We start from the raw sequence: 20,085 nt of genomic DNA on the forward strand, positions 1-20,085 counted from the left end.
CCGGCCGGTGTGCTGAACGCGACATTCGTGAGATTGCGCGGCCGGCTCATTCAGGAACGTCGCGATCATAAAGCACACTAGAAACGCTGCGAACCCCGACACTAGCCGGCCTGCCGTGCCGGCGCCTCCGGCGCGATCGCATCCGGCTCGATCACGTACAGCCCCGACATCGGATCGACCCAGTACAGGTGGTCGCGCACCTTCCTGACGCCGGCGACGTTTTCCGCGGCGACGGTGATGGCCTGGCGGACATGGTCGTCGGTGATCGCGCCATAGAGGTCCACGACGCCGTCGCACACCATGACATTGATGCCGATCGGCGCCCACTGGCCCTGCTCGATGGCCGCGACGATGCGCCGGCGAATGTGGTCGTCGTCCGCGGTCGGATCCGGCACCTCGCGCGCCAGACTCGCCACCGCGCGGACGAAATTCTGGCGGCTGATGATGCCGACCACCGCGCTGCCGCGCATCACCGGCACGCGCTTGACATGGCGGCGCTCCATCAACGCGACGATGTCGTCGAGCGGTGTATCCTCGTCGACGGTGGCAACGTCCGGCGTCATCACCTCCTCGACCCGGCGGCCGGCGGCGCGGACATAGTCCTCGGCATCGCGGCCCGGGCCGAGCACGAAGGACAGCCAGCGCGGCCGCCGCTTGTGCGTGCCGATCTCGCGCCGGCGCAGGAAATCGCGCTCGGTCACCATGCCGACCAGCCGGCCGGCCGCATCGATCACCGGCAGTCCGCTGATATGGTTCTCGATCATCAGGCGCGCGGCGCGCTCGGTGGTGGCGTCCGGCGTCACGGAAATCACCTTGCGCGTCATGATGTGGTGGGCCTTCATCGCCTCGTCTCCCGTTCCTGCACGCCGCCTGGCTGAAAGTCCGCCGGGGCCCGGCATCATGAAAAGCGTACCGGCGTGGACATGGCCGGCCTTGATGCAGCTCAACTCCCGCCAGGGAGGCGCGCCGTTTGCGGCAGATCAAGCGCCCGCCCCGGCTCTCCGGCTACCAATGGCGCATCCTGCAACCGATGGAGCGCCTCATGGCCGCCAGGGACCTTCTGCTGCCGCTGCTCAGCTATCCGCTGCCGCTGTCGACGGACGCGATCGAGCGCGCGGTGCGGCTCGCCCGCGGGCTGTCGCAGGCCCACGGCCCCGACGGCCGCTTTCCGGAAATTCCCACCCGGGTGACGGGCCTCGTGTACGAGATCGAGCTCGAGGCCGGCCTCTACTTCGAAGGTGCCGACTTCGGCAGCTTCCTCGACCAGGAAACGCGCAAGAGCGCGCTCAACGCCGACCGCCTCACCGCGGCGTTCGAGGCCGCCGCGACCCACCACAACGTCCGCCACGTCTGCCGGCGCGAGCGCCGCACGGTGGACGCCGCCGCACGCCACCTCGTCGACGAAGCCCGCCTGCACCAGGCCACCATCCTGCCGATGCGGCGGGACGACATCAACCAGCAGGACCTCGCCGTCCGGCTGCTGTTCGGCTCGGGACGCCCGATGCTGATCGGTCCGGAAAGCCCGGCGCGGCAGCCTGCGAGCGCGTTCGGCACCGTCGCGGTGGCCTGGGACGGCAGCCGCTCCGCGACCCGCGCCGTCGCCGACGCCATGCCGTTCCTGCGCCGCGCCGCCGCGGTGCGGATCTTCACCGCGACCGACGACAAGCCAGCCGCGGCGGAAGCCCGCGCCGACGATCTGGCCGCGCATCTTGCGCTGCAGGGCGTGACGGCGAGCGTCGACGCCATCCGCAAGACCGATGCCCACTCCATCGGCTCGTTCATGGAATCCTATGTCGCGGCCCACCAGGTCGACCTGCTGGTGATGGGCGCCTACGGCCACTCGCGGCTGCGCGAGTTTCTGCTCGGCGGCGCCACCCGCGCGATCCTGATGAATCCGCCATGCTGGGTGCTGCTGTCGCACTAGTGTCTGGGTTCGCAAGCCGCGAAATCGAGCAAACTTCGGATTGCGGACACTAGCTCAGCGCGGTCGCCGCCACGATGTCAGTTCTGGTGGAGCGTGGCGGCTGGATGCGGACGTGCGGCCAGCGCCTGCGCCGTCGGGCACGACGGCTTGGCATCGAGGGCGGCAGCAAAGGGCTGCTCGATGAAAATGGAGTGGCACGCGGAATGGACGGCGATCTCCCGCGCACTTGCGGCGATCGCCTCGTCGATGAGGCGGCCCGGCAGGTAGGCGACGATCATGTCGCCGATGCACAGCCGGCGGCGGGCGCGCAGATCGACATCGACGCGGTAGCTGAACAGCGCGTGGATGATGCCGCGGCAGTCGCGAATCGTCATCACGCCGCCCTCCGCGGCGCCGCCGCGGCCGCGCTTGCGGGCATACTGCAGCCAATCCGCCAGCGAGACGCTGGCGTCGTGCAGATAGACCAGGGGATAAGCGGCCCTCGCGCCTTCCCCGGTCAGGGGGAGTGCCTGAAACTGCTCGATCATTCACAAGATGTCCTGCTTTCGTCGACAATGCTGCGGCGCCCGATGCGCCGGCATTGATCTGGATCAACGACGATGCCCGTTGATCCAGATCAAGTGAGGCATGCGATCTCGTCCCGAACCAGAGTGGACAGCCCCATGACATTGACCGAGCCGTGGAACGACACCCGCGCCGGGGGGCGCAAGCGCGCCTGCACCCAGAGCTGCGAGGAGAGCCACTGCGCCGACTGCAAGGTGCGCACGATCAGCGTCTGCGGCGCGCTGGAACCGTCCGAGTTCGAGGAACTGGAACAGCTCAGCCATCCGGCGACCTTCGCGCCGAAGGCGATGCTGTTCGAGCAGGGCGCGCTCGCCGGCAACCTGTTCAACGTCACCGAGGGCGTGGTGCGGCTGTACAAGTCGCTGCCCGACGGCCGGCGGCAGATCGTCGGCTTCGCGCTGGCCGGCGACTTCCTCGGCCTCGCGCTGATGGACCGCTATGGCGTCACCGCCGAAGCGGTGACGCAGGTCAAGGCCTGCCGCTTCACCCGCGCCGCCTTCCTGACCTACATCGACGACAAGGCGCATCTGCTGCGCCGCCTGCACGAGTTCGCCGGTCACGAGCTGAGCCTCGCCCAGGACCAGATGCTGCTGCTCGGCCGCCGCAGCGCCGAGGAGAAGATCGCCGCATTCCTGCTCAACCTGCAGGCGCGCTATGCCCGGATCGGCTCGGCCTCGGTGACCATCCCGCTGCCGATGAGCCGCCAGGACATCGCCGACCATCTCGGCCTCACCATCGAGACGGTGAGCCGCACACTGACCAAGCTGTCGCGCGACAAGACCATCCTGATCGTGCCGGATGGCGTGCGGCTGCTCAACAATGAGCGGCTCGACCAGCTCACCGCGGCGTGACGCTGGCGCGCGCGGCCGTTCGCCGCGGAGCAGCCCTTTGTGGATTTGATCGAGGTCAAACGCTTTTCCGCACCGGAGCTCTATGCATGAGGCTTCGCAAGGAGAAATGCAGATGCCTCTCGACAGCCTTCTGGTGACCGCCGCGGTCGTTCTCGTCTTTGTCGCCTTTGGCAGCGCAGTCGCCTGGGCCGATCATCGCACCCGCAAGCTCTGAGCGAGCGCCCCGTTCCCACATCCCCACGGCGGCGGCCCTGTGGCCGCCCCGCCGAGACCTTGACGCCCCGCCTGTCTCCGCTGGTGGGGCTTTTTTTATCGCCGGATCAAATTCCGCATCGCGCAAATCGCCCCGATCAAATTCCCCACGGCGAACATCTGACCTGCCGGCAGGCCCGCTGCGGCGAAGGGTCGTCCTCCACGCACCGCAGCATCGCGCCCTGACTGTTGGCCGGAGCCTGCACGCGTATTAGCCTGCACCACAACAAGGAGGCCGCGAAGCCGGCCCCTGTCAGGGGAGGACGTGTCATGCCCATTCCGTGTCACGCGGCCAGTGCCAGACAACAACCAAGCCGAGGAGACGACCACCGATGAGCAGGCTCGACCGACGCACCTTCATCGCCACCGCCGCCGCTACCGCCGCGTTCGGCGCCTCGACGCGGCGCGTGCGCGCGGCGCACTACGATCCCGGCGCCAGCGACACCGAGATCAAGCTGGGCCAGACCATTCCGCACAGCGGCCCCGGCTCGCTCTATGGTGTGCTCGGCCGCACCGGCCTCGCCTATTTCGACATGCTCAACCAGAAGGGCGGCATCAACGGCCGCAAGATCACCTTCCTCACCCTCGACGATTCCTACAGCGCGCCGAAATGCGTCGAGGCGACGCGCCGCCTCGTCGAGCAGGAGGAGGTGCTGGCGCTGTTCGGCTCGCTCGGCACCGCGCCGCAGACCGCCGTGCACAAATACCTCAACAGCAAGGGCGTGCCGCAGCTGCTGCTCAATACCGGCGCGTCGAAGTGGAATGATCCGAAGACCTACAAATGGACCACGGCCGGGCTGCCGCTCTACCCCACCGAGGCGCGCATCCTCGCCCGCCATGTGCTCAACGTGAAGCCGAACGCCAGGGTCGGCATCCTCTACCAGAACGACGACTTCGGCCGCGACTTCCTCGGCCCGTTCAAGAAAGTGCTGGCGGACGCCGGCGGCAAGGCCCAGGTGGTCATGGAGACCACCTACGACCTCACCGACCCGACCATCGACTCCCAGCTCATCAACCTGTCGAAGTCCGGCGCCGACGTGTTCTACAACATCACCACCGGCAAGGCGACGTCGCAGTCGATCCGCAAGGTCGCCGAGCTCGGCTGGAAGCCGCTGCACCTGCTGTCCGCCGGCTCGACCGGCCGCTCGATCCTCAATGCCGCCGGCCTCGAGAACGCCGCCGGCATCGTCTCCATCAGCTACATCAAGGACTACGGCGCGCCGCGCTGGGCCAGCGATGCCGACGTCATGGCGTTCGACGAGTTGCGCAAGAAATCGCTGCCCAATGTCGACCCCGACAACAGCATTGCCTTCGTCGGCTACGGCCAGGCGGTGACCATGGCCGAGATCCTGCGCCGCTGCGGCGACGAACTGACCCGCGCCAATGTCATGAAGCAGGCGACGACGCTCGCCGGCTTCCGCGCGCCGCACTTCCTCGACGGCATCAGCTACAGCTACACGCCCGACGACTACACCTCGATCAAGACGCTCTTCATCCAGGTCTTCAACGGCAAGGACTGGGAGATTTCAGACAAGCCGGTCACCGAGTGACTGGCTGCCCCATGCGCCGGCGCGTCACGCGCGTCATGATGAAGCGTGCGGCGGCGTCGCCGCGCGCTTCAGCCTTAATTTTGGGTTGCCCTGCCGCGACCACGGGCAGGCGACCGCGGCGACGACCCTTTATGCAGAACTTTCAACATGCTATCGTCGCCGCGCGCCACGGCGGCACATGCCGCGGCGCGCGATACGGACCACGAACGATCACAAACGAAAAACACGAAGTCGAGCATTGTCTTGCGGCGGACCGACTTCCCCTTCGCAGCACGATGCTCCACGCAAATGCGGTCGGGGCTTGTCGCTGATGGGGCTGCCGTAGACACAGGGCAGCATGGTGGCGGGCGGCATTACCATTCCTTGCGTTCATTGCGGCTTCGCAATGGGACCGGCGGTGCGTTTCTGCGGCGGCTGCGGCCGGCCCAAGACGCTGCCGAGCGCGTTCGGCCACCATGCCCAGACCTTCCTGCAGTCCAGCGTGCCCGCCGGCCTCGCCCGCCACATCCAGCGCTCCGGCAACGCCATTCTCGGCGAGCGCAAGCACGTCTCCGTGGTGTTCGCCGACATTCTCGACTCGACCGCGCTGATCGACAGCCTCGATCCCGAGGAGGCGCTCGGCGTGCTGGCGCCGCTGCTGCGCCTCCTGATGGACGCGGTGCATCAGCATGACGGCTTCGTCAACCAGACGCTCGGCGACGGCATCATGGCGCTGTTCGGCGCGCCGATCGCCAGCGAAGACCATGCGGTGCAGGCCTGTCATGCCGCGATCGCGATGCGCACGGCGGTGCAAGACCACAACCGCCGGACCGGCGCGTCGATCGCCATCCGCATCGGCATCAATTCCGGCGAGGTGGTGATCCACTCGATCGGCAGCAATCTCGCCATGAACTACGACGCCGTCGGCAAGAGCGTGCATCTCGCCGCGCGCATGGAGGAGATCGCCAGCCGCGACACCATCGTGCTGTCCGGCGATACCCATCGTCTCGCCGAAGGTTTCATCAAGGCGACGCGCCGCGGCCCGGTGAAGGTCAAGGGCGTCACCGAGCCGGTGGAAGCCTATGAGCTGGCCGAGCTGCGCCGGCGCACGCGCTGGCAGGTGCGCTCGGCGCGTGGCCTCAGCCTGCTGGTCGGCCGCCAGGACGAGCTGCGCCAGTTCGCCGATGCGGCCGGCCGCGCTGCCGACGGCAAGGGGCAGGCCTTCCTGGTCTGCGCCGATGCCGGCCAGGGCAAGTCGCGCCTCGTCCACGACTTCATCCGCCAGCTGTCCGCCGACTGGATCGTGCTGGAGACCGCCTGCGCGCCCCAGCGCCAGACCTCGAGCTATCATCCGGTATCGACCGTGATCCGCTCGCTGTTCAGCATCGGGCCAGACGACACCCCGGCGCAGGCCACCGCGCGCACCCGCGAGGTGCTCAGGCGCTTCGGCCCGGACGCCGCGGCATTCCTGCCGGCGGTGCTATCGCTGCTCGACATCGACAGCGACGACCCCGCCTGGCGGGCGCTGGAGCCGACCGAGCGGCGCAACCGCATCAGCGCCGCGATCCGCGCGCTGGTGCTGCACCAGGAACGAATGACGCCGCTCGTCATCCTGGTCGAGGACGTGCACTGGATCGACGCCGAGACCCGCCTCGTGCTGCAGGGCATGCTCGCCGAGCTGCGCCGGGCGCGGATCGTGCTGATCCTGACCCAGCGGCCCGAAGGCAGGGCGTTCGACCGCGGCTTCGCCCGCATCGATCTCGGCCCGCTCGACGCCGCCGCCGCGCATCAGTTGCTCGACTGGCTGATGGGCCGCGATGCCAGCCTCATTCCGGTCAAGCGCACCCTGCTGGCGCAGGCGCAGGGCAATCCACTGTTCCTGGAAGAGCTGGTGCAGGCGCTGCGCGACCACAACGTGCTCGACGGCCAGCCCGGCAATTTCCGGGTCGCCTCGCCGTCGCTGCGCATCGACATCCCCCAGACCATCGCCTCCGTGCTCGCCGCCCGCATCGACCTGCTCGATGGCCTGCCCAAGACGTTGCTGCAGACCTCGGCGGTGATCGGTAGCGACGTCTCGCTCGCGCTGCTGTCCGGCATGGTCGGCGTCGCCCCCGACGCGCTTGCCGGCGAGCTCGACATCCTCGAGCATGCCGACTTCCTGCGCCGCAACAAGACCGGCGCGCCGGCGGAATATTCCTTCAAGCACCAGCTGACCCGCGAGGTCGCCTACAACACCATGCTGCTGGGGCTGCGCCGCTCGCTGCACGCGAGGGCCGTGGAGCTGATCGAGAGCCGCTTCGCCGACCGCCTCGATGCGCATATCGACCGCCTCGCAGACCATGCCTTCCTCGCCGGCCTGTGGGACAAGGCGATCCCCTACCAGCTGCGCAGCTGCCGCCGCGCGCTCAAGCGCGGCGCCTACCACGACGCCATCAGCATCTTCGAGCGCGGCCTGGAGACCCTCGACCGCTGGCCGCCGTCGCCGCTGCGCAGCAAGACCGAGCTCGATTTCCGCCTCGCGGTGGTGATCGCGCTCGAGCCGCTGGGCCAGCACCGCCGCATCGCCGAGGTGCTGCGCGAGGCGCAGCGCCTCGCCTATGCGCTCGGTGATCCGCTGCGCATGGCGGCGGTGGACTTCCAGCTCGCCACCGCGCTGTGGCGGCTCGGCGAGCACGACGCGGCGATGGCCGCGGCGGACGCCGCCACCGCGACCTCCGCACGCATCGCCATCCCCGCGATGACCTTTGCCGCGCCATTCGCCATCGGCATGGTGCAGCACGAGACCGGCGCCTTCGCCGCCTCGGTCGCGACCCATGAGCAGTGTTTCCAGCACGAGACCGCGGAGCTCGACGAAAAGCGCGCCGGCTGGGCCGCCTTTCCGACCGTGATGCTGCGCACGTTCCTCGCCGACTCGCTGATCGAGCTCGGCGAGTTCGACCGCGCCGACCTGCACGCCAGCGAGGCGAGCCGGCGCGCGGAGGCGGCCAACCACGCCTATTCGCGCGCCAACATCAACCATGTGCTGGGACGGCTGCGCACCGCGCAGGGCCGGCCGCACGAGGCGATCGCGCTGCTCAAGCAGGGCTGGCAGGACTGCCTCGACCGCGACATGGTGCAGATGTACCCGGTGTTCGCCGCCCGGCTCGGCGAGGCCTATCTCGCCGCCGGTGATCTCGCCGCCGCGCTCGACATCATGGCGGCGCCGGAACAGCTCGACGTGCCGCTCGCCGAGCATGCGTTCGGCTGGCGCTACCTGTTCGTCGCGCAGGGGCGCGCCTATCTCGCCGCCGGCCGGACCGACGAGGCGCGCCATGTCGCGGAGCGCGCGCTGGCGCTCGCGATCGAGCGCGGCGAGCCGCCGCAGCAGGCCTATGCGCTGAAGCTGCTGGGCGACATCGCGCTGGCGACCGACGCGCCGGAGGCGGCCGATCATCTGCAGCGCGCCCGCGCCCTCGCCCGCCAGTGCGGCATGCAGCCGCTGGACGAAGCCTGCGCTGCCGCGCTCGCGACGGCGAACACCGGCGCGCGCTCCTAACGGGCGTGGCGCGCCCGATCGCGCCGTGTCACTGCGGCCTGACCGCAGCAACAGCATCGAGAAGCGCCTCGACGCGCGTCATCTGCTCGAGCGACCAGATTGTCTGAATCAGGGCCTTGCCCGCGGCGGCGGATGCCCGCGGCCCGACATTGCGCCAGAACTTCGCCTCGATATCAGCCCGGGTGAGCGGGCGGCGTGGCGATCCCGGCAGGTCGTCGACCTGTTCAGTGAGCACTTCGCCAGAGCGCAGGGTCACCACGACGCGGTTGGGGATTTGTCGGGGATAAAGCGCCGTCAGGGTCGGATCTTCCGCGATCGTGATCTTCGCCATCAGCGCCCGGACATCGGCAGCGGCAAGCCGCTCCGGCGCATAACTGTCGTTGGTGATGGTGCCATCGAGCAGCGCACGGGCCACGATATAGGGCATGCTGTGATCGGCGGTCTCCTTCGTCGCCGGCGCCCACACGTCCGGCCCGGTCGCCGTCTGCCGGTAGCCGAACTGGGTCGTTGCGACGCTCACCTTCGCGATCGCGCCGCGATCGCTGATCTTGCCCGACAGGCGAATGGCCGCCTCCACCGCCGTCAGGGTGTGGCCCTGGGCGGGATATGGCTTGACCAGCACATCATTGATGCGGAAGGGCCGGCCATGGCCGCCGAAGCTCGCGGTGTCGATCACGATCGGCTCGCCCGCTACCTGGGTGTTCAATCCGAACCGCCCCTCGAAAATCGGGCTCGGGCCGGTGATGCCTTCGCGAGCGAGGATGGCCGCGAACACGCCGTGGCGCGACGCCGAGGCGTCCGCGAGGCCCTTCCAGTTCGACAGCACCTGGACGCGCGTCTGGTTCATGGCGACGTGATCGACCAGCGCGATATTGACCGCCTCGGTCAGGCGTTTGACCGAAAGCCCCATCAGCTTGCCCGCAGCGAGCGCCGCGGTGACCACGCCATAAGTCGTGTTGTCCCAACCACGGGCATTGAGCGAGACGGCGTCGAACAGCCGGCACTCGATCTCGTAGGCCGCAACGATCGCCACGATGACATCGCGGACCGATCGGCCCTCGGCCTCGGCGACTGCAAGGCACACCGACACGAAATGGCTGGGGTGGCCGACCTCCCTGGAGGCATAGCCGTCGTTGAGGTCGTAGTAGCGGATCGCGGCGCCATTCGCGAACGCCGCCATCTCCGTGCCAACGCGATGCCGCGTGCCGATCAGCGTGGCCTTGCCGTCCCCGGCCGCGCGGGCGATGCGATAGCAGCTGGCGACGACAGGCTCATCGAGCGCGGCGAGCGCACAGCCGAAGGTGTCGACGAGGCGGAGCTTCACCGCCTCCAGGGTGGTGGCATCGATATCGGCATAGCCGAGCCCATCGACATAGGCGGCCAGCCGCGCCGCCAGGGGCGGCCCTTCTCCGCCGCCCGGCGACGGCGCGGCCGGCTGCGCCTGGCTTTGGCTTTGATTGTCGCCGGTGATCGCAACGGCGGCCGTCAGCGTTGCCGCCGCCGTCATAAATCGACGTCTGTCCATCAGGATGTTGAACATGTGCTCGACCTTCCAGAAATGAAATGCAACGCAGACGCCGGGATCACGCGCAGGCGACCTCAGCTCTTGACGACCAGCAGCTCGAACAGGCGGTCGAGCTTGTCCTGGCGTTCGAGGGCCCAGAGATAGTCCAGCACCTCGCGCTGATGCGCTTCGGACCACACCCTGGCGACGTTGCGCTTGAACTTCTGCTCGAAGTCGCTGCGCTGCATCGGCATGCCGATGAACCCCGGCAGCGCATCGACCTGATGCGAGACCGTGCGCCCATCGGTCAGCGTCGCGGTCACACGGTTGGGCAGCGCCTTCGGCGTCATGGCGGTCAACGCCTCATCCGGCTTCACCGTGATCTTCGCCATCAGGGCGCGCACCGCCGGATCGCGGATGGCCGCCGGCGTATAACTGTCGTTGGTGATGTCGCGGTCGAGCATGGCGCGCGCCACGACATAAGGCAGGCTGTGGTCGGCGGTCTCCTTGGTCTCCGGCTTCCATTTCTCCGGATCCTTGCCCGCGGACATATAGGTGAAGTTCACGGTGGCGACCTCGATCGCCTGGATGCGGCCGAGATCGCCGACCTCCGCCGCGACCTTCGCGGCCGCGGGGATCGCGGTCAACGTGCCGCCCTGCGCCGGATAGAGCTTCACGCCGCAATCGTTGATGCGAAAGCGGCCGCCGCGGCCGCCGAACGCATCGACGTCGAGTTCGAACGGCCCGGACACCTGCTTGAACAGCCCGGCATTGCCCTCGAAGATCGACGACGGCCCGGTGACGCCGCGCCGCGCCAGCAACGCAGCGAACACGCCGTTGCGCGCCGCGTTGGCGTCGGCGATCCCCTTCCAATCCGACAGCACCTGCACCCGCGTCTGGTTGAGCGCGAGATGGCCGCTGATGGCCAGGTTGACCGCCTGCGCCAGTTGCCCGGGCGGCATCGCCATCAGCTTGCCCGCCGCGAGCGCCGAGGCCGGCAGGCTGTAGATCGGATGGTCCCAGCCGCGCCGCGTCAGTTCGGCCGCATCCATCAGGCGGCAGGCGATCTCGTAGGCGAGCACGGTTGACAGCAGCAGGTCGCGGCCGCCGCGTGCCTCGGCCTCGGCGATCGCAAGGCATGCCGTGATGTTATCGCTGGGATGGCCGGGCTCGCGGCCGACATAGACATCGTTGAAATCGTAGTAGCGCACCGCGACGCCGTTGGCGAAGGCCGCAAGATCCGGGCTGGTGCGCTGCGTCGTGCCGATCACCGTCGCGGGGCCGCCGGGCAGCGCCAGGGCGACCTCGCGGCAGGCGCGCACCGGCGTTTCGCCGAACGCGGCGATGCCACAGCCGATGGCATCGATGAGATGCGCCTTCGCCGTCTCCAGGGTCGCCGCGTCCAGCGCGTCGAACCCGGTGCCGGCGACATAGGCGCCGAGCCGCTCGGCGATCGTCGGCGGCGCAGCCGCCGCGCCCTCGGCGGCGGTCGCCGCGCGCGACAGCATGGCGGCTGTGCCGGCGATAGCGCCGATGGCAGAACGCCGGTCGATCAATCGTGTCATGGTCATCTCCTGCTTTCGAGCTGCATCGTCCTGCCCGCCCTCTCCACCGCCGGACCCGCACTGCTGCGCGCATCCGGACGGCGCGTCACCACATAGCCGTCCCACGACAGCGCCGCGCCGATCTGCCGTGCCGTGTTCTGCAGCGGCGCGAGATAGCGCTGCGCAATCCCGGACGGGCTGATCACCCGCGTGCTGCACACGATGTTCAGCGCCGCCACCGACTGGCCGGCCACCGTGATCGCGACCGCGATGGTGGACGCGCGAACGAACGCGAAGCTGTCGCCGCGTGTCGCAAAGCCTTGCCGGCGGATGGCGTCGAGCAGATCCGCGGTTTGCGCGGCGTCGTGCGCGACGCGGTCGTGGATCCGGCTCGACCGCGCCAGCGCATCGAGGATGCGGTTGCGCTGCGACGGCGCGCCGAACGCCAGGAACGCACGGCCGAAATCGCTCTCCAGCATCGGCAGGTCGGAGGTGTTGATGGGCGCGCTGATGCTGATCGGCGCCGATGCGCGCGTGCTGTAGCGGATCGCCATGCCCTGCCCTTCGAACACCGCGAAGTCCGACGGCCATTGCACCTGCTGCGACAGGCGGTCGACCGCCGGCGCCGCCACATCGGCGATCCACGCCTGCGACGACACGCCGGCGCTGAGGACATTGGCGCGGGACGATGGCCGGTAGGCACCGCCATCGTCGCGCTGCACATAGCCGGTCCGCCGCAACGTGGCGAGCAGCCGGGAGATCGTCGGCTTGGGCATTCCGGTGAGATGGTGCAGGTCGCGCACCTGCAGCGGATAGACCTCGTTGAGCAGCCGTAACAGTTCGAGGCCGCGCACCAGCGATCCCTTGTCGTCGCCATCGGTCGTTCGCTCGCCGTCGCCGTGCGGCGTCATGACGAAGCGCCCTGCCCTGTAGTGGCGGACGCCGGCTCTGCGAGACCATCGCGCTCCAGCGCCTCCAGGCTGCGCCCGGCGGTATCCGGACCGAGCAGCGCGAAAGCGACCGCGAGGCCGCCATAGAGCAGCCCGACCCCCGCCACGACCAGCAGCGGATTGTCGAGGCGCACGAGCGCCGCGCTCACCGCGAACGGCGTCAGCGCCGAAGCGATGCGCCCGACCAGCGCCGCCGTGCCCATGCCACGCAGCCGCACGCCGGTCGGCAGGATTTCAGGCAGATAGATCGCAAAGCCTGTCGCCGAAATGAAGTAGATCGTCGTGGTCAGCACGAGGCCGGTCGCGGTCAGCCATAACGGCGCGGCGGACAACGGATAGAGCAAGCCCGTCACGGCGCCGAGCAGCGCGGCGGCGATCAGCAGGCGGCGGCGCTCGAAGCGGTCGGACAGCACGATCGCCAGCGCCGGGCCGAGCAACCCACCGGCAAAGGTCGCGGCCGACAATGCGAAGGTGGTCGCGGTGTCGAAGCCGCGCGCCGCGATGATGGTCGGCAGCCAGCCCGAGAAGATGAAGATCGCCGACAGGTGGCAGGCCTGGAACAGCAGCGCCAGCGCAAAGCGCGGCCGCAGGCCGGCGCTGAACAGATGCCGCCAGCCTAGATCGCGTGCCGGCGGCGGCAGCACGTCGGGCGGTGCCAGCACGACACCGCGGCGCTGCAGCCGCCGCTCGATGTCCCGGACAAGATCGTCCGCCTCGGCGAGACGGCCGACGGATGCGAGCCAGCGCGGGCTCTCGGGCAGCACGGCACGTGGCGCGAACGCCAGCGGCAGCACCAGTGCCGACAGCAGGAACAGCGCCCGCCAGCCATCATCCACCGCGAGGTTCGGCACCACCAGCCACGCCACCAGCGCGCCGATCGGCAGCGAGCCGTTGACCAGCAGCGCCACCGCCGACTGGAAGCGGCCGCGCGACAATCGTGGCGTCAGTTCGTTGAGATAGGCAAAGCCGGTCGGAATCTGCATGCCCAGGGCAAACATCGTCAGCATGCGCAGGCCCAGCAGCGTCGCGTAGTCCGGCGCAAGGCCGCACAGCGGACTGGCGACGCCGTAGACCGCGATGTTGGCGATGAACAGCCGGCGCCGGCCATAACGATCGCCGATCACGCCCGACAGCGCCGAACCGAACGCCGCGGCAAACAGCGACAGCGAGATCAGCCACGCCCGCGCCGGCTCACTGACGATGCCGACCTTGACCAGTGACGGCATCACGAGGCCGGTCAGCGCGAGGTCGTAGCCGTCGAAGAACATCGCCGCGCCGATCACGGCGCAGGCCAGCACCTGAAAGCGCGACGGCGGCAGGCGCTCGAGACGCCCGGCGATGTTGACCTGTTCGGCAGCCGCCGCCGGGGTGCGAAGCTCCACGCGCTGATGCATGTCGATCTCCCAGATGTCCACCCGCGATCGCGCCGGGCAACGCCGGATCACGCCCGCGCGAGCACGTCGCGCGCCCGCGCCGCAACAGCCTCATCGACGAAGGTGCCGTCATCGAGCACCAGCGCGCCGCGTCCCTCGCGCATCGCATCGGCATACGCCGCGAGGATCTTTTCCGCCTGCGCGAGGACCTCGGCGCCGGGCTGGAAGACATCGTTGACGATGGGCACCTGCGCCGGATGAATGCAGGAGCGGCCGTAAAAGCCGAGCGCCCGGTCTTCCTCGCAGGCATGGCGCAGCGCCGCGAGATCGTTCACGGGCGTGAACACATGCGCCACCGGCGCCTCGAGCCCCAGGAAGCGCGAGCGCGCGACGAGATGCTGGCGGGCGTAGAGCGTCTCCAGCCGCGCCGCCGTCGGCTCGGCGCGCAGGTCGCGCACGAAATCGCCGGCGCCGAACGCGAAGCGGCGAATGCGCGGCGAGGCCGCGGCCAGGGCATCGAGGCCATAGAGGCCGGCGACGCTCTCGATCAACGGCTGCACGATGACGCTGCCCGGCGTCACTCCTGCTGCCGCCTCGCGCGCGGCGAGCAAGTGGTCGATCTCGCGGATCAGTTCGGGGGCCTCGGCCTTGGGCAGCAGCACACCATGCAGGCCGCGCACGGTCAGCGCGGCGAGGTCGGCGAGCGCATCGGCCCCGCCGTTCAGGCGCACCAGCAGCGTCGCTCCCGTCGCGCACGCCGCCAGGAAATCGCTGACGATCGCCCGCGCCGCCGTCTTTTGCGCCGGCGGCACCGCATCCTCCAGATCGAGGATGACGGCATCCGCGCCCTTGCCCAGCACCTTGCCGAGCAGGTCCGGCCTGTTGCCTGGCGCGTAAAGATAGGAGCGGATGGCCATGTCAGATCACGCCCGCCTGCTTCAGCTCGGCCATCTCGGCTTCGCTGAGCCCGAGCTGCTGCGTGAACACCTCGGTGTTGTCGGCGCCGAGCGGCCGTCCCGTCCAGCGGATCGTTCCCGGCGTGTCGGACAGGCGAAAGATCACGTTCTGCATGCGCACCGGCCCGAGCTCCGGATCCTGCACGGTGGTGATGGTGTCGAGCGCGCGATACTGCGGGTCCTCGAAGATGTCGGAGACATCGTAGACCGGCGCCAGCGCCGCCTCGGCCTGCTCGAACGCAGCCACCACCTCCTTCATCGGGCGCGCGCGAATCCATTCGGCGACCTTGCCGTCGAGCTCCTCGACATGCTGGCGGCGTCCGGACGCCGAGCTGAACCACGGCTCGTTGACCACCTCCGGCCAGCCGACCAGCGCCATCGTCCGTGCCGCGATCGAGGTCGACGAGGTCGACAGCGCCACCCACTTGTCGTCGGCGGTCTTGTAGGTGTTGCGCGGGGCGTTCTTGTCGGATCGATTGCCGGTGCGCTTCTGGATCAGTCCTGTCTGATCGTAGGTGATCGCCTGGGCGCCCAGCACCGCCATGATCGGCTCGATCAGGGCGAGATCGACGACCTGGCCCTTGCCGGTGCGGTGGCGGGCGTTGACCGCCATCATCACCGCGAGCGCGCCGGCAATGCCGGCGATGCCGTCGGCGAGCCCGAACGGCGGCAGGGTCGGCGGGCCGTCCGGCTGGCCGGTGATGGAGGCAAAGCCGCTCATCGCTTCCGCGATGGTGCCGAAGCCGGGACGATGGGCATAAGGGCCATGCTGGCCGAACGCGGTGACGCGCAGCAGGATCAGGCCCGGATTCTCCGCCGCCAGCACGTCATAGCCGAGCCCCCACTTCTCCAGGGTGCCGGGGCGGAAATTCTCGACGATGACATCGGCCTCGCGGGCGAGCTTGCGGAACAGCTGCTGCCCCTCGGGGCTGCCGAGATAGAGCGTGATGGCGCGCTTGTTGCGCCCGATCATCTTCCACCACAGCGACGTGCCGCCGCGCGAGGGGCCGTGCGTCCGCGAATTGTCGCCGCTCGGATGCTCGATCTTCAGCACGTCGGCGCCATAGTCGCCGAGCAGCATCGCTGCGACGGGGCCCGCGAACAGCGTCGCGACGTCGATCACCTTGAGGCCAGCGGCCGGTCCTTCACTCACTCTCGACTCTCCTTCAGCTTGGCAGATGCGGCACGGCGCGTCAGCGCCAGTGCCGCTGGTAGAACGGCGGCGCGCCCTCGCGGATGCAGGTCCGGTCGGTCGCGAAGAAATCGGCGTAGTGCAGCACGTAGGCCTCGAGGCTGCGGCCGTGGAACGGGGCGTTCGCCGCATGGGTCGCCACCGTGCTGACCACGAGATGCGGAAAGCCCAATTCCTTGATCAGCATGGCGCCGACGACGCCGTGCGGCAGCTCCTTCGACAAGGTCGAAGGCGCGACGACGCCGTTGCTGCGGTCGTACATCAGCGGCTTGTCGATATCGTGCAGGATCAGGATCGACAGCAGCGTGTCCTGATCGAAGGCGTCGCCCCATTGCTCGCTGGCGCTGCGCGCGAGCTGCACGCCGACCCGCGTCACCTCGTTGACATGCCGCGTCAGCGGCCAGGCCGCGAGATGGGAATACGGCATGTCCTCCAGGCGTTCATGGCAACTCGACGTCCAGGCGCTGACCCAGGCGGTGACGAGGCGCTCGCGCACCTCGGCGGAAACGAGATCGAGGCCGAACAGCCAGGCCTCGACCTGCGCGCGCTGCGGCGGCGTTCCGCGGGTGATGGTGTAACCGCTCATTCGATCCTCATTCCCTTGGTTTCCGGCGCGAACATCAGCACGACGATCGCGAGGGCAAACGCCAATGTCGTGGTCAGCATGCCCGCTTCGAAGCCATGCGCGTCGGTGGCGAGCAGGCCGATCAATGACGGGGCGATCAGGCCGCCGATGCGGCCGCCGTTGTAGGCAATCGCCATGCCGAGTGCGCGCGAGCGCGTGGAGCGGATCAGTTCGGCGGTGAACGGCCCCATGCCGGCAAAGATGCCGCCGATGCCGAAACCGGTGAAAAAGCTCGCCGCCAGCAGCAGGTCGGGATCGGTGAACTTCACCAGCGCGAACACCGCCGCCGCCCCGATCAGCAGGTAGAGGATGAAGGTCGGACGTCGCCCGAACCGATCGACCAGCGCGGCGAACACGATGAAGCCGGCGAGCGATCCCAGTTGCTGCGTCAGCGTGAAGCCGAGGCTCTTGATGAAGGCGAAGTGCTTGACGGTGACCAGGAAGGTCGGCGTCCATGTGAACACCGCCCAGTAGACATACTGGACGAAGAAGATGAAGCCGAACGCGATCAGCAGGCCCCGCCCGGTCTCGCCGCGAAACAGCGCGCCGACATCGCCGCCCGGGCGCTTCTCGATGCTGCCGCGCAGCCACACCGGCGATTCCGGCGTGTTGCGGCAGAACAGCACCAGCGCCACGATCGGCAGCGCGCCGATGCCATAGACCCAGCGCCAGCCGCCGCTCTCCAGCCCGCCCGACGCCGACGACAGCGCCGCGACCACGGCGATCGCCAGCATCGATCCCAGCGGCAGCCCCATCTGCATCAACGCGCCGCCCTTGCCGCGATGGTCGGGATGCCAGGTTTCGGCGATCAGCGACGCGCCCGCGGTCCAGGCGCCGCCCATGCCGAGACCGCCGATGAGGCGCAGCGCCACCAGCCAGCCGAGCGACGGCGCGAGCACGATCGCGCCGGTGCACAGTGAATAGATCAGGATCGACACGAACAGCGTGCGCACCCGCCCGATACGGTCGGCGACCCAGCCGAACAGGATGCCGCCGACAATGGCGCCGCCAGCGGACACGCTGGTGAGCAGGCCGGCATCGGCGCGGCTGAGCCCGAACACCACCATCAGCGCCGGCGCGGTCAGCGCCAGGACGTAGAGATCGAACACCTCGAACGTCCAGCCGAGCCCGGCGGCGCGCAGCACGCGCCAGGCGTCGCCCGACACTTCGCGATACCACGGCCGCCGCAGCGCGCCGGAACGCGCGGCGACGCCCGTCGATGCGGGAACATCAGTCGATTGCATGGTCTCCTCCCGGTCGGTCATCTCTGGACAGCGGATCGACCGCATGCCCGCGGGACCTTGGTGACAGCTTGTCCGCCGCGGTGCGGCGTTGAAAAGCGCCAATGCGCTGCGTTTCGATTATTGAAACGCGATCGATGCATGGCAGCCGTGATCGCCGCGCGGTCATGCTAGAATCTCGCGCCCATGCTGGCGGCGAACACCGAGCGGTCGCGCAGCACGTTGAACGCGCCGCCCCAGATCGGCAGATAGGCGATCTCGGCGAAGTAGCTCTTGCGGTACTCGGCCCGCAGCGCCACGGACGCGGTGTTGCGGCCCTCGCTGAACGTGCCGTCATACGACCAGCCGGACACGTCCTTGCCATAGCCGCCCGACAGCGTGACATCGAGATCGGTGATGGTCGGCACCGCGTAGGTCAGCGCGCCGCGCAGGCGAAAGCCCCACGCGTTCCTGGTGACGAAGCCGTCCAGCGTGCAGCCGGTGTAGAGCACGCCCGGATTGGCCGGCGGGCAATAGCCATTGACCGGGCCGGACCCGAAGGTGTCGGCGCGCAGGTAGCGGCGCACGGTGGGATCGGGCAGATCATAGACCTGGCGCAGGCCGACCTCGGCGGAGAACGACGCCAGCTTCGCGCCCAGCAGGTTCTCGAACTGCTGGCCGACGGCGAGGTTCAGCGCGCCGGTCTGGTGACGGTCGTAGCCGGTGAAGAACGCGCCGGGCGCGAGCGCATTGAGCTGCCGGCGCAACAGGCTCGGCGCCGACGCCGACACCGCCGCGGTCAGTTCCTCGCCGGCGGGAAAGCCGAGCGCATAGTTCGGGCGGTAGACATACTCTGCCTGCAGCGTCGTCTTGGTGGCGAGCTTGGTCTGCCAGGTGGCGCCGACCATGTCGATGTCGGGTGCGTACACGGTGCGGTACACCGGATTGCCGCCGTCCGGATTGCCCGCGATGAACGGGATCGCCGCTGACGTCCGGAAGGTGCGCGTCAGCTCCGGCAGGGCATTGCGGGCGTTGTAGTGGGCGTAGAACAGCCCGACCTCGCTGTGCAGGGCATCGAGCGCGTAGCGCGCGCCGACGCCGCCCTGCCCCAGCTCGTTGTTCGATGGCGTATCGGCGCGCCCGATCCAGTCGCCGGCGCTCAGCGCCGTGCGATCGGTGACCGTGAACGGCGCGCCGACGATCACGTAGTTGCAGCCCTGCGCGTAATAGTCCGAGGCATAGAAGGTGCCGCAGCCATCATAGGCGTTGCGCGCCGCGCCGAACTGCCAGAAGCCGTCGAGCGACAGCTTCGGCGTCACCGAGAGACGTACCGACGCCGCCGGGAACGGGATCTGGGTTTGCTCGACCGTTGCGCCGGCACGATGCGTTGCGGGGGCATCGACGGGATTGAGCGCCGACAGGCCACCGGCGAGCGAACTACGCAGCCCCCAGGTGATGACCTGATTGCCGACGCGAAAGTCGAGCGGGCGCTCGCCGAGGTCCACGCGGCCGAACGCATAGGCCTCCTGCAGGGCGACACCCGAGAATTTCGAGCGCGACGCGAAGCCGGCATCCGACAGCGGCGTGTTCGGCACGAGGCCGTTGGGATAATTGCCCCATGGCACCGACTGGTCGGCGAGCGTGAAGTCGCGCCAGCCCTTGCCGCGCACGAAGACGCCGAAGTCGTTGTACCTGGCCTCCACCGAGACCCAGCCCTGCAGCGCGGTCGACACCGGCGCGCCCTTCCTGAAGTTGAGCTCGCTGTCGTCGCTGTTGCGGGTGCTGCCGGCGGACGGGACGCCGAGCGTCTTCGCATTCGGGATGGAGGTAAATTGCGGATCGGGATTGGCGGCCCGGACCACGGTGCCGACGCTGGCCGCGCCATGAATGGTGACATCGACGTCGCCGACCTGGAATTGCTGGGCAAAGCCCGCACCCGGCGCCATCGCCAGCAGCGCCACTGATACGCGCGCCGCCGGCGCCCGCAACGCAAACACATCCATCACGTCGTTTCCCCCTCGCGACATATTGACGACAATCGTCAATATGTATTATTTTGTTCATAA

At 68.8% G+C, this 20,085-nt stretch carries 15 protein-coding genes; 4 read left to right on the plus strand and 11 right to left on the minus strand.

What is annotated here, in order from left to right; translation table 11 throughout:
• Nucleotides 1–101: 101 nt before the first annotated feature.
• Nucleotides 102–842, minus strand: a complete 741-nt coding sequence (locus tag AB4Z37_RS19175; protein ID WP_441518333.1) for a CBS domain-containing protein — start codon at nt 840–842, stop codon at nt 102–104.
• A 200-nt stretch (nt 843–1,042) separates the two neighbouring features.
• Here AB4Z37_RS19175 and AB4Z37_RS19180 point away from each other — a divergent pair, with 200 nt between their 5' ends.
• Nucleotides 1,043–1,924 carry a universal stress protein gene (locus AB4Z37_RS19180; RefSeq protein ID WP_441518334.1) on the plus strand — a complete coding sequence of 294 codons (882 nt, stop codon included), beginning with the start codon at nt 1,043–1,045 and terminating at the stop codon, nt 1,922–1,924.
• Between the two features lie 77 nt (nt 1,925–2,001).
• Here AB4Z37_RS19180 and AB4Z37_RS19185 read toward each other — a convergent pair whose 3' ends face one another.
• The gene (locus AB4Z37_RS19185; protein WP_441518335.1) at nt 2,002–2,451 is read right to left on the minus strand and encodes a hypothetical protein; all 450 of its coding nucleotides are present in this window, start codon (nt 2,449–2,451) and stop codon (nt 2,002–2,004) included.
• Between the two features lie 135 nt (nt 2,452–2,586).
• Here AB4Z37_RS19185 and AB4Z37_RS19190 point away from each other — a divergent pair, with 135 nt between their 5' ends.
• The 3 genes from AB4Z37_RS19190 (at nt 2,587) to AB4Z37_RS19200 (ending at nt 8,655) form a co-directional block, all read left to right on the plus strand.
• Nucleotides 2,587–3,339 carry a Crp/Fnr family transcriptional regulator gene (locus AB4Z37_RS19190; RefSeq protein ID WP_441518336.1) on the plus strand — a complete coding sequence of 251 codons (753 nt, stop codon included), beginning with the start codon at nt 2,587–2,589 and terminating at the stop codon, nt 3,337–3,339.
• A gap of 584 nt (nt 3,340–3,923) precedes the next feature.
• Nucleotides 3,924–5,141, plus strand: coding sequence for an ABC transporter substrate-binding protein (locus tag AB4Z37_RS19195; RefSeq protein WP_441518337.1), 1,218 nt, complete (start codon nt 3,924–3,926; stop codon nt 5,139–5,141).
• Between the two features lie 385 nt (nt 5,142–5,526).
• Nucleotides 5,527–8,655: an ATP-binding protein gene (locus AB4Z37_RS19200; protein WP_441518338.1), complete on the plus strand. Its 3,129-nt coding sequence runs from the start codon at nt 5,527–5,529 to the stop codon at nt 8,653–8,655.
• A gap of 28 nt (nt 8,656–8,683) precedes the next feature.
• Here the strand turns inward: AB4Z37_RS19200 and AB4Z37_RS19205 are convergent, their stop codons facing one another.
• The 9 genes from AB4Z37_RS19205 to AB4Z37_RS19245 form a co-directional block, all read right to left on the minus strand.
• Nucleotides 8,684–10,162 carry an MmgE/PrpD family protein gene (locus AB4Z37_RS19205; protein WP_441518339.1) on the minus strand — a complete coding sequence of 493 codons (1,479 nt, stop codon included), beginning with the start codon at nt 10,160–10,162 and terminating at the stop codon, nt 8,684–8,686.
• 92 nt (nt 10,163–10,254) lie between these two features.
• Nucleotides 10,255–11,724, minus strand: a complete 1,470-nt coding sequence (locus AB4Z37_RS19210; protein WP_441518340.1) for an MmgE/PrpD family protein — start codon at nt 11,722–11,724, stop codon at nt 10,255–10,257.
• Nucleotides 11,725–11,726: 2 nt separating this feature from the next.
• On the minus strand, nt 11,727–12,614 hold the full coding sequence (locus AB4Z37_RS19215; protein WP_441518341.1) for a helix-turn-helix domain-containing protein: 888 nt from the start codon (nt 12,612–12,614) through the stop codon (nt 11,727–11,729).
• Complete coding sequence (locus AB4Z37_RS19220) at nt 12,611–14,047, minus strand: MFS transporter (RefSeq protein ID WP_441518342.1); 1,437 nt, start codon at nt 14,045–14,047, stop codon at nt 12,611–12,613. Before AB4Z37_RS19220 ends, AB4Z37_RS19215 begins: the two co-directional genes overlap by 4 nt.
• Before the next feature lie 47 nt (nt 14,048–14,094).
• The gene (locus tag AB4Z37_RS19225; RefSeq protein ID WP_441518343.1) at nt 14,095–14,943 is read right to left on the minus strand and encodes an HpcH/HpaI aldolase/citrate lyase family protein; all 849 of its coding nucleotides are present in this window, start codon (nt 14,941–14,943) and stop codon (nt 14,095–14,097) included.
• Between the two features lies 1 nt (nt 14,944).
• Nucleotides 14,945–16,135: a CaiB/BaiF CoA transferase family protein gene (locus tag AB4Z37_RS19230; protein ID WP_441518344.1), complete on the minus strand. Its 1,191-nt coding sequence runs from the start codon at nt 16,133–16,135 to the stop codon at nt 14,945–14,947.
• A gap of 40 nt (nt 16,136–16,175) precedes the next feature.
• On the minus strand, nt 16,176–16,760 hold the full coding sequence (locus AB4Z37_RS19235; protein ID WP_441518345.1) for an HDIG domain-containing metalloprotein: 585 nt from the start codon (nt 16,758–16,760) through the stop codon (nt 16,176–16,178).
• Complete coding sequence (locus AB4Z37_RS19240) at nt 16,757–18,043, minus strand: MFS transporter (protein WP_441518346.1); 1,287 nt, start codon at nt 18,041–18,043, stop codon at nt 16,757–16,759. The genes AB4Z37_RS19235 and AB4Z37_RS19240 overlap by 4 nt, the downstream gene beginning before the upstream one ends.
• 167 nt (nt 18,044–18,210) lie before the next feature.
• The gene (locus tag AB4Z37_RS19245; RefSeq protein WP_441518347.1) at nt 18,211–20,022 is read right to left on the minus strand and encodes a DUF1302 domain-containing protein; all 1,812 of its coding nucleotides are present in this window, start codon (nt 20,020–20,022) and stop codon (nt 18,211–18,213) included.
• Nucleotides 20,023–20,085 lie beyond the last annotated feature (63 nt).

Source organism: Bradyrhizobium sp. 2TAF24, assembly GCF_052115025.1.
In the GTDB taxonomy this organism is placed as follows: domain Bacteria; phylum Pseudomonadota; class Alphaproteobacteria; order Rhizobiales; family Xanthobacteraceae; genus Bradyrhizobium_A.

Excerpts from the sequence above, each read along its gene's own strand:
- AB4Z37_RS19175 (WP_441518333.1), bottom strand. The coding sequence starts at position 842 with ATGAAGGCCCACCACATCATGACGCGCAAGGTGATTTCCGTGACGCCG.
- AB4Z37_RS19180 (WP_441518334.1), top strand. The coding sequence starts at position 1,043 with ATGGCCGCCAGGGACCTTCTGCTGCCGCTGCTCAGCTATCCGCTGCCG.
- AB4Z37_RS19185 (WP_441518335.1), bottom strand. The coding sequence starts at position 2,451 with ATGATCGAGCAGTTTCAGGCACTCCCCCTGACCGGGGAAGGCGCGAGG.
- AB4Z37_RS19190 (WP_441518336.1), top strand. The coding sequence starts at position 2,587 with ATGACATTGACCGAGCCGTGGAACGACACCCGCGCCGGGGGGCGCAAG.
- AB4Z37_RS19195 (WP_441518337.1), top strand. The coding sequence starts at position 3,924 with ATGAGCAGGCTCGACCGACGCACCTTCATCGCCACCGCCGCCGCTACC.
- AB4Z37_RS19200 (WP_441518338.1), top strand. The coding sequence starts at position 5,527 with ATGGGACCGGCGGTGCGTTTCTGCGGCGGCTGCGGCCGGCCCAAGACG.
- AB4Z37_RS19205 (WP_441518339.1), bottom strand. The coding sequence starts at position 10,162 with ATGACGGCGGCGGCAACGCTGACGGCCGCCGTTGCGATCACCGGCGAC.
- AB4Z37_RS19210 (WP_441518340.1), bottom strand. The coding sequence starts at position 11,724 with ATGACACGATTGATCGACCGGCGTTCTGCCATCGGCGCTATCGCCGGC.
- AB4Z37_RS19215 (WP_441518341.1), bottom strand. The coding sequence starts at position 12,614 with ATGACGCCGCACGGCGACGGCGAGCGAACGACCGATGGCGACGACAAG.
- AB4Z37_RS19220 (WP_441518342.1), bottom strand. The coding sequence starts at position 14,047 with ATGCATCAGCGCGTGGAGCTTCGCACCCCGGCGGCGGCTGCCGAACAG.
- AB4Z37_RS19225 (WP_441518343.1), bottom strand. The coding sequence starts at position 14,943 with ATGGCCATCCGCTCCTATCTTTACGCGCCAGGCAACAGGCCGGACCTG.
- AB4Z37_RS19235 (WP_441518345.1), bottom strand. The coding sequence starts at position 16,760 with ATGAGCGGTTACACCATCACCCGCGGAACGCCGCCGCAGCGCGCGCAG.
- AB4Z37_RS19240 (WP_441518346.1), bottom strand. The coding sequence starts at position 18,043 with ATGCAATCGACTGATGTTCCCGCATCGACGGGCGTCGCCGCGCGTTCC.
- AB4Z37_RS19245 (WP_441518347.1), bottom strand. The coding sequence starts at position 20,022 with ATGGATGTGTTTGCGTTGCGGGCGCCGGCGGCGCGCGTATCAGTGGCG.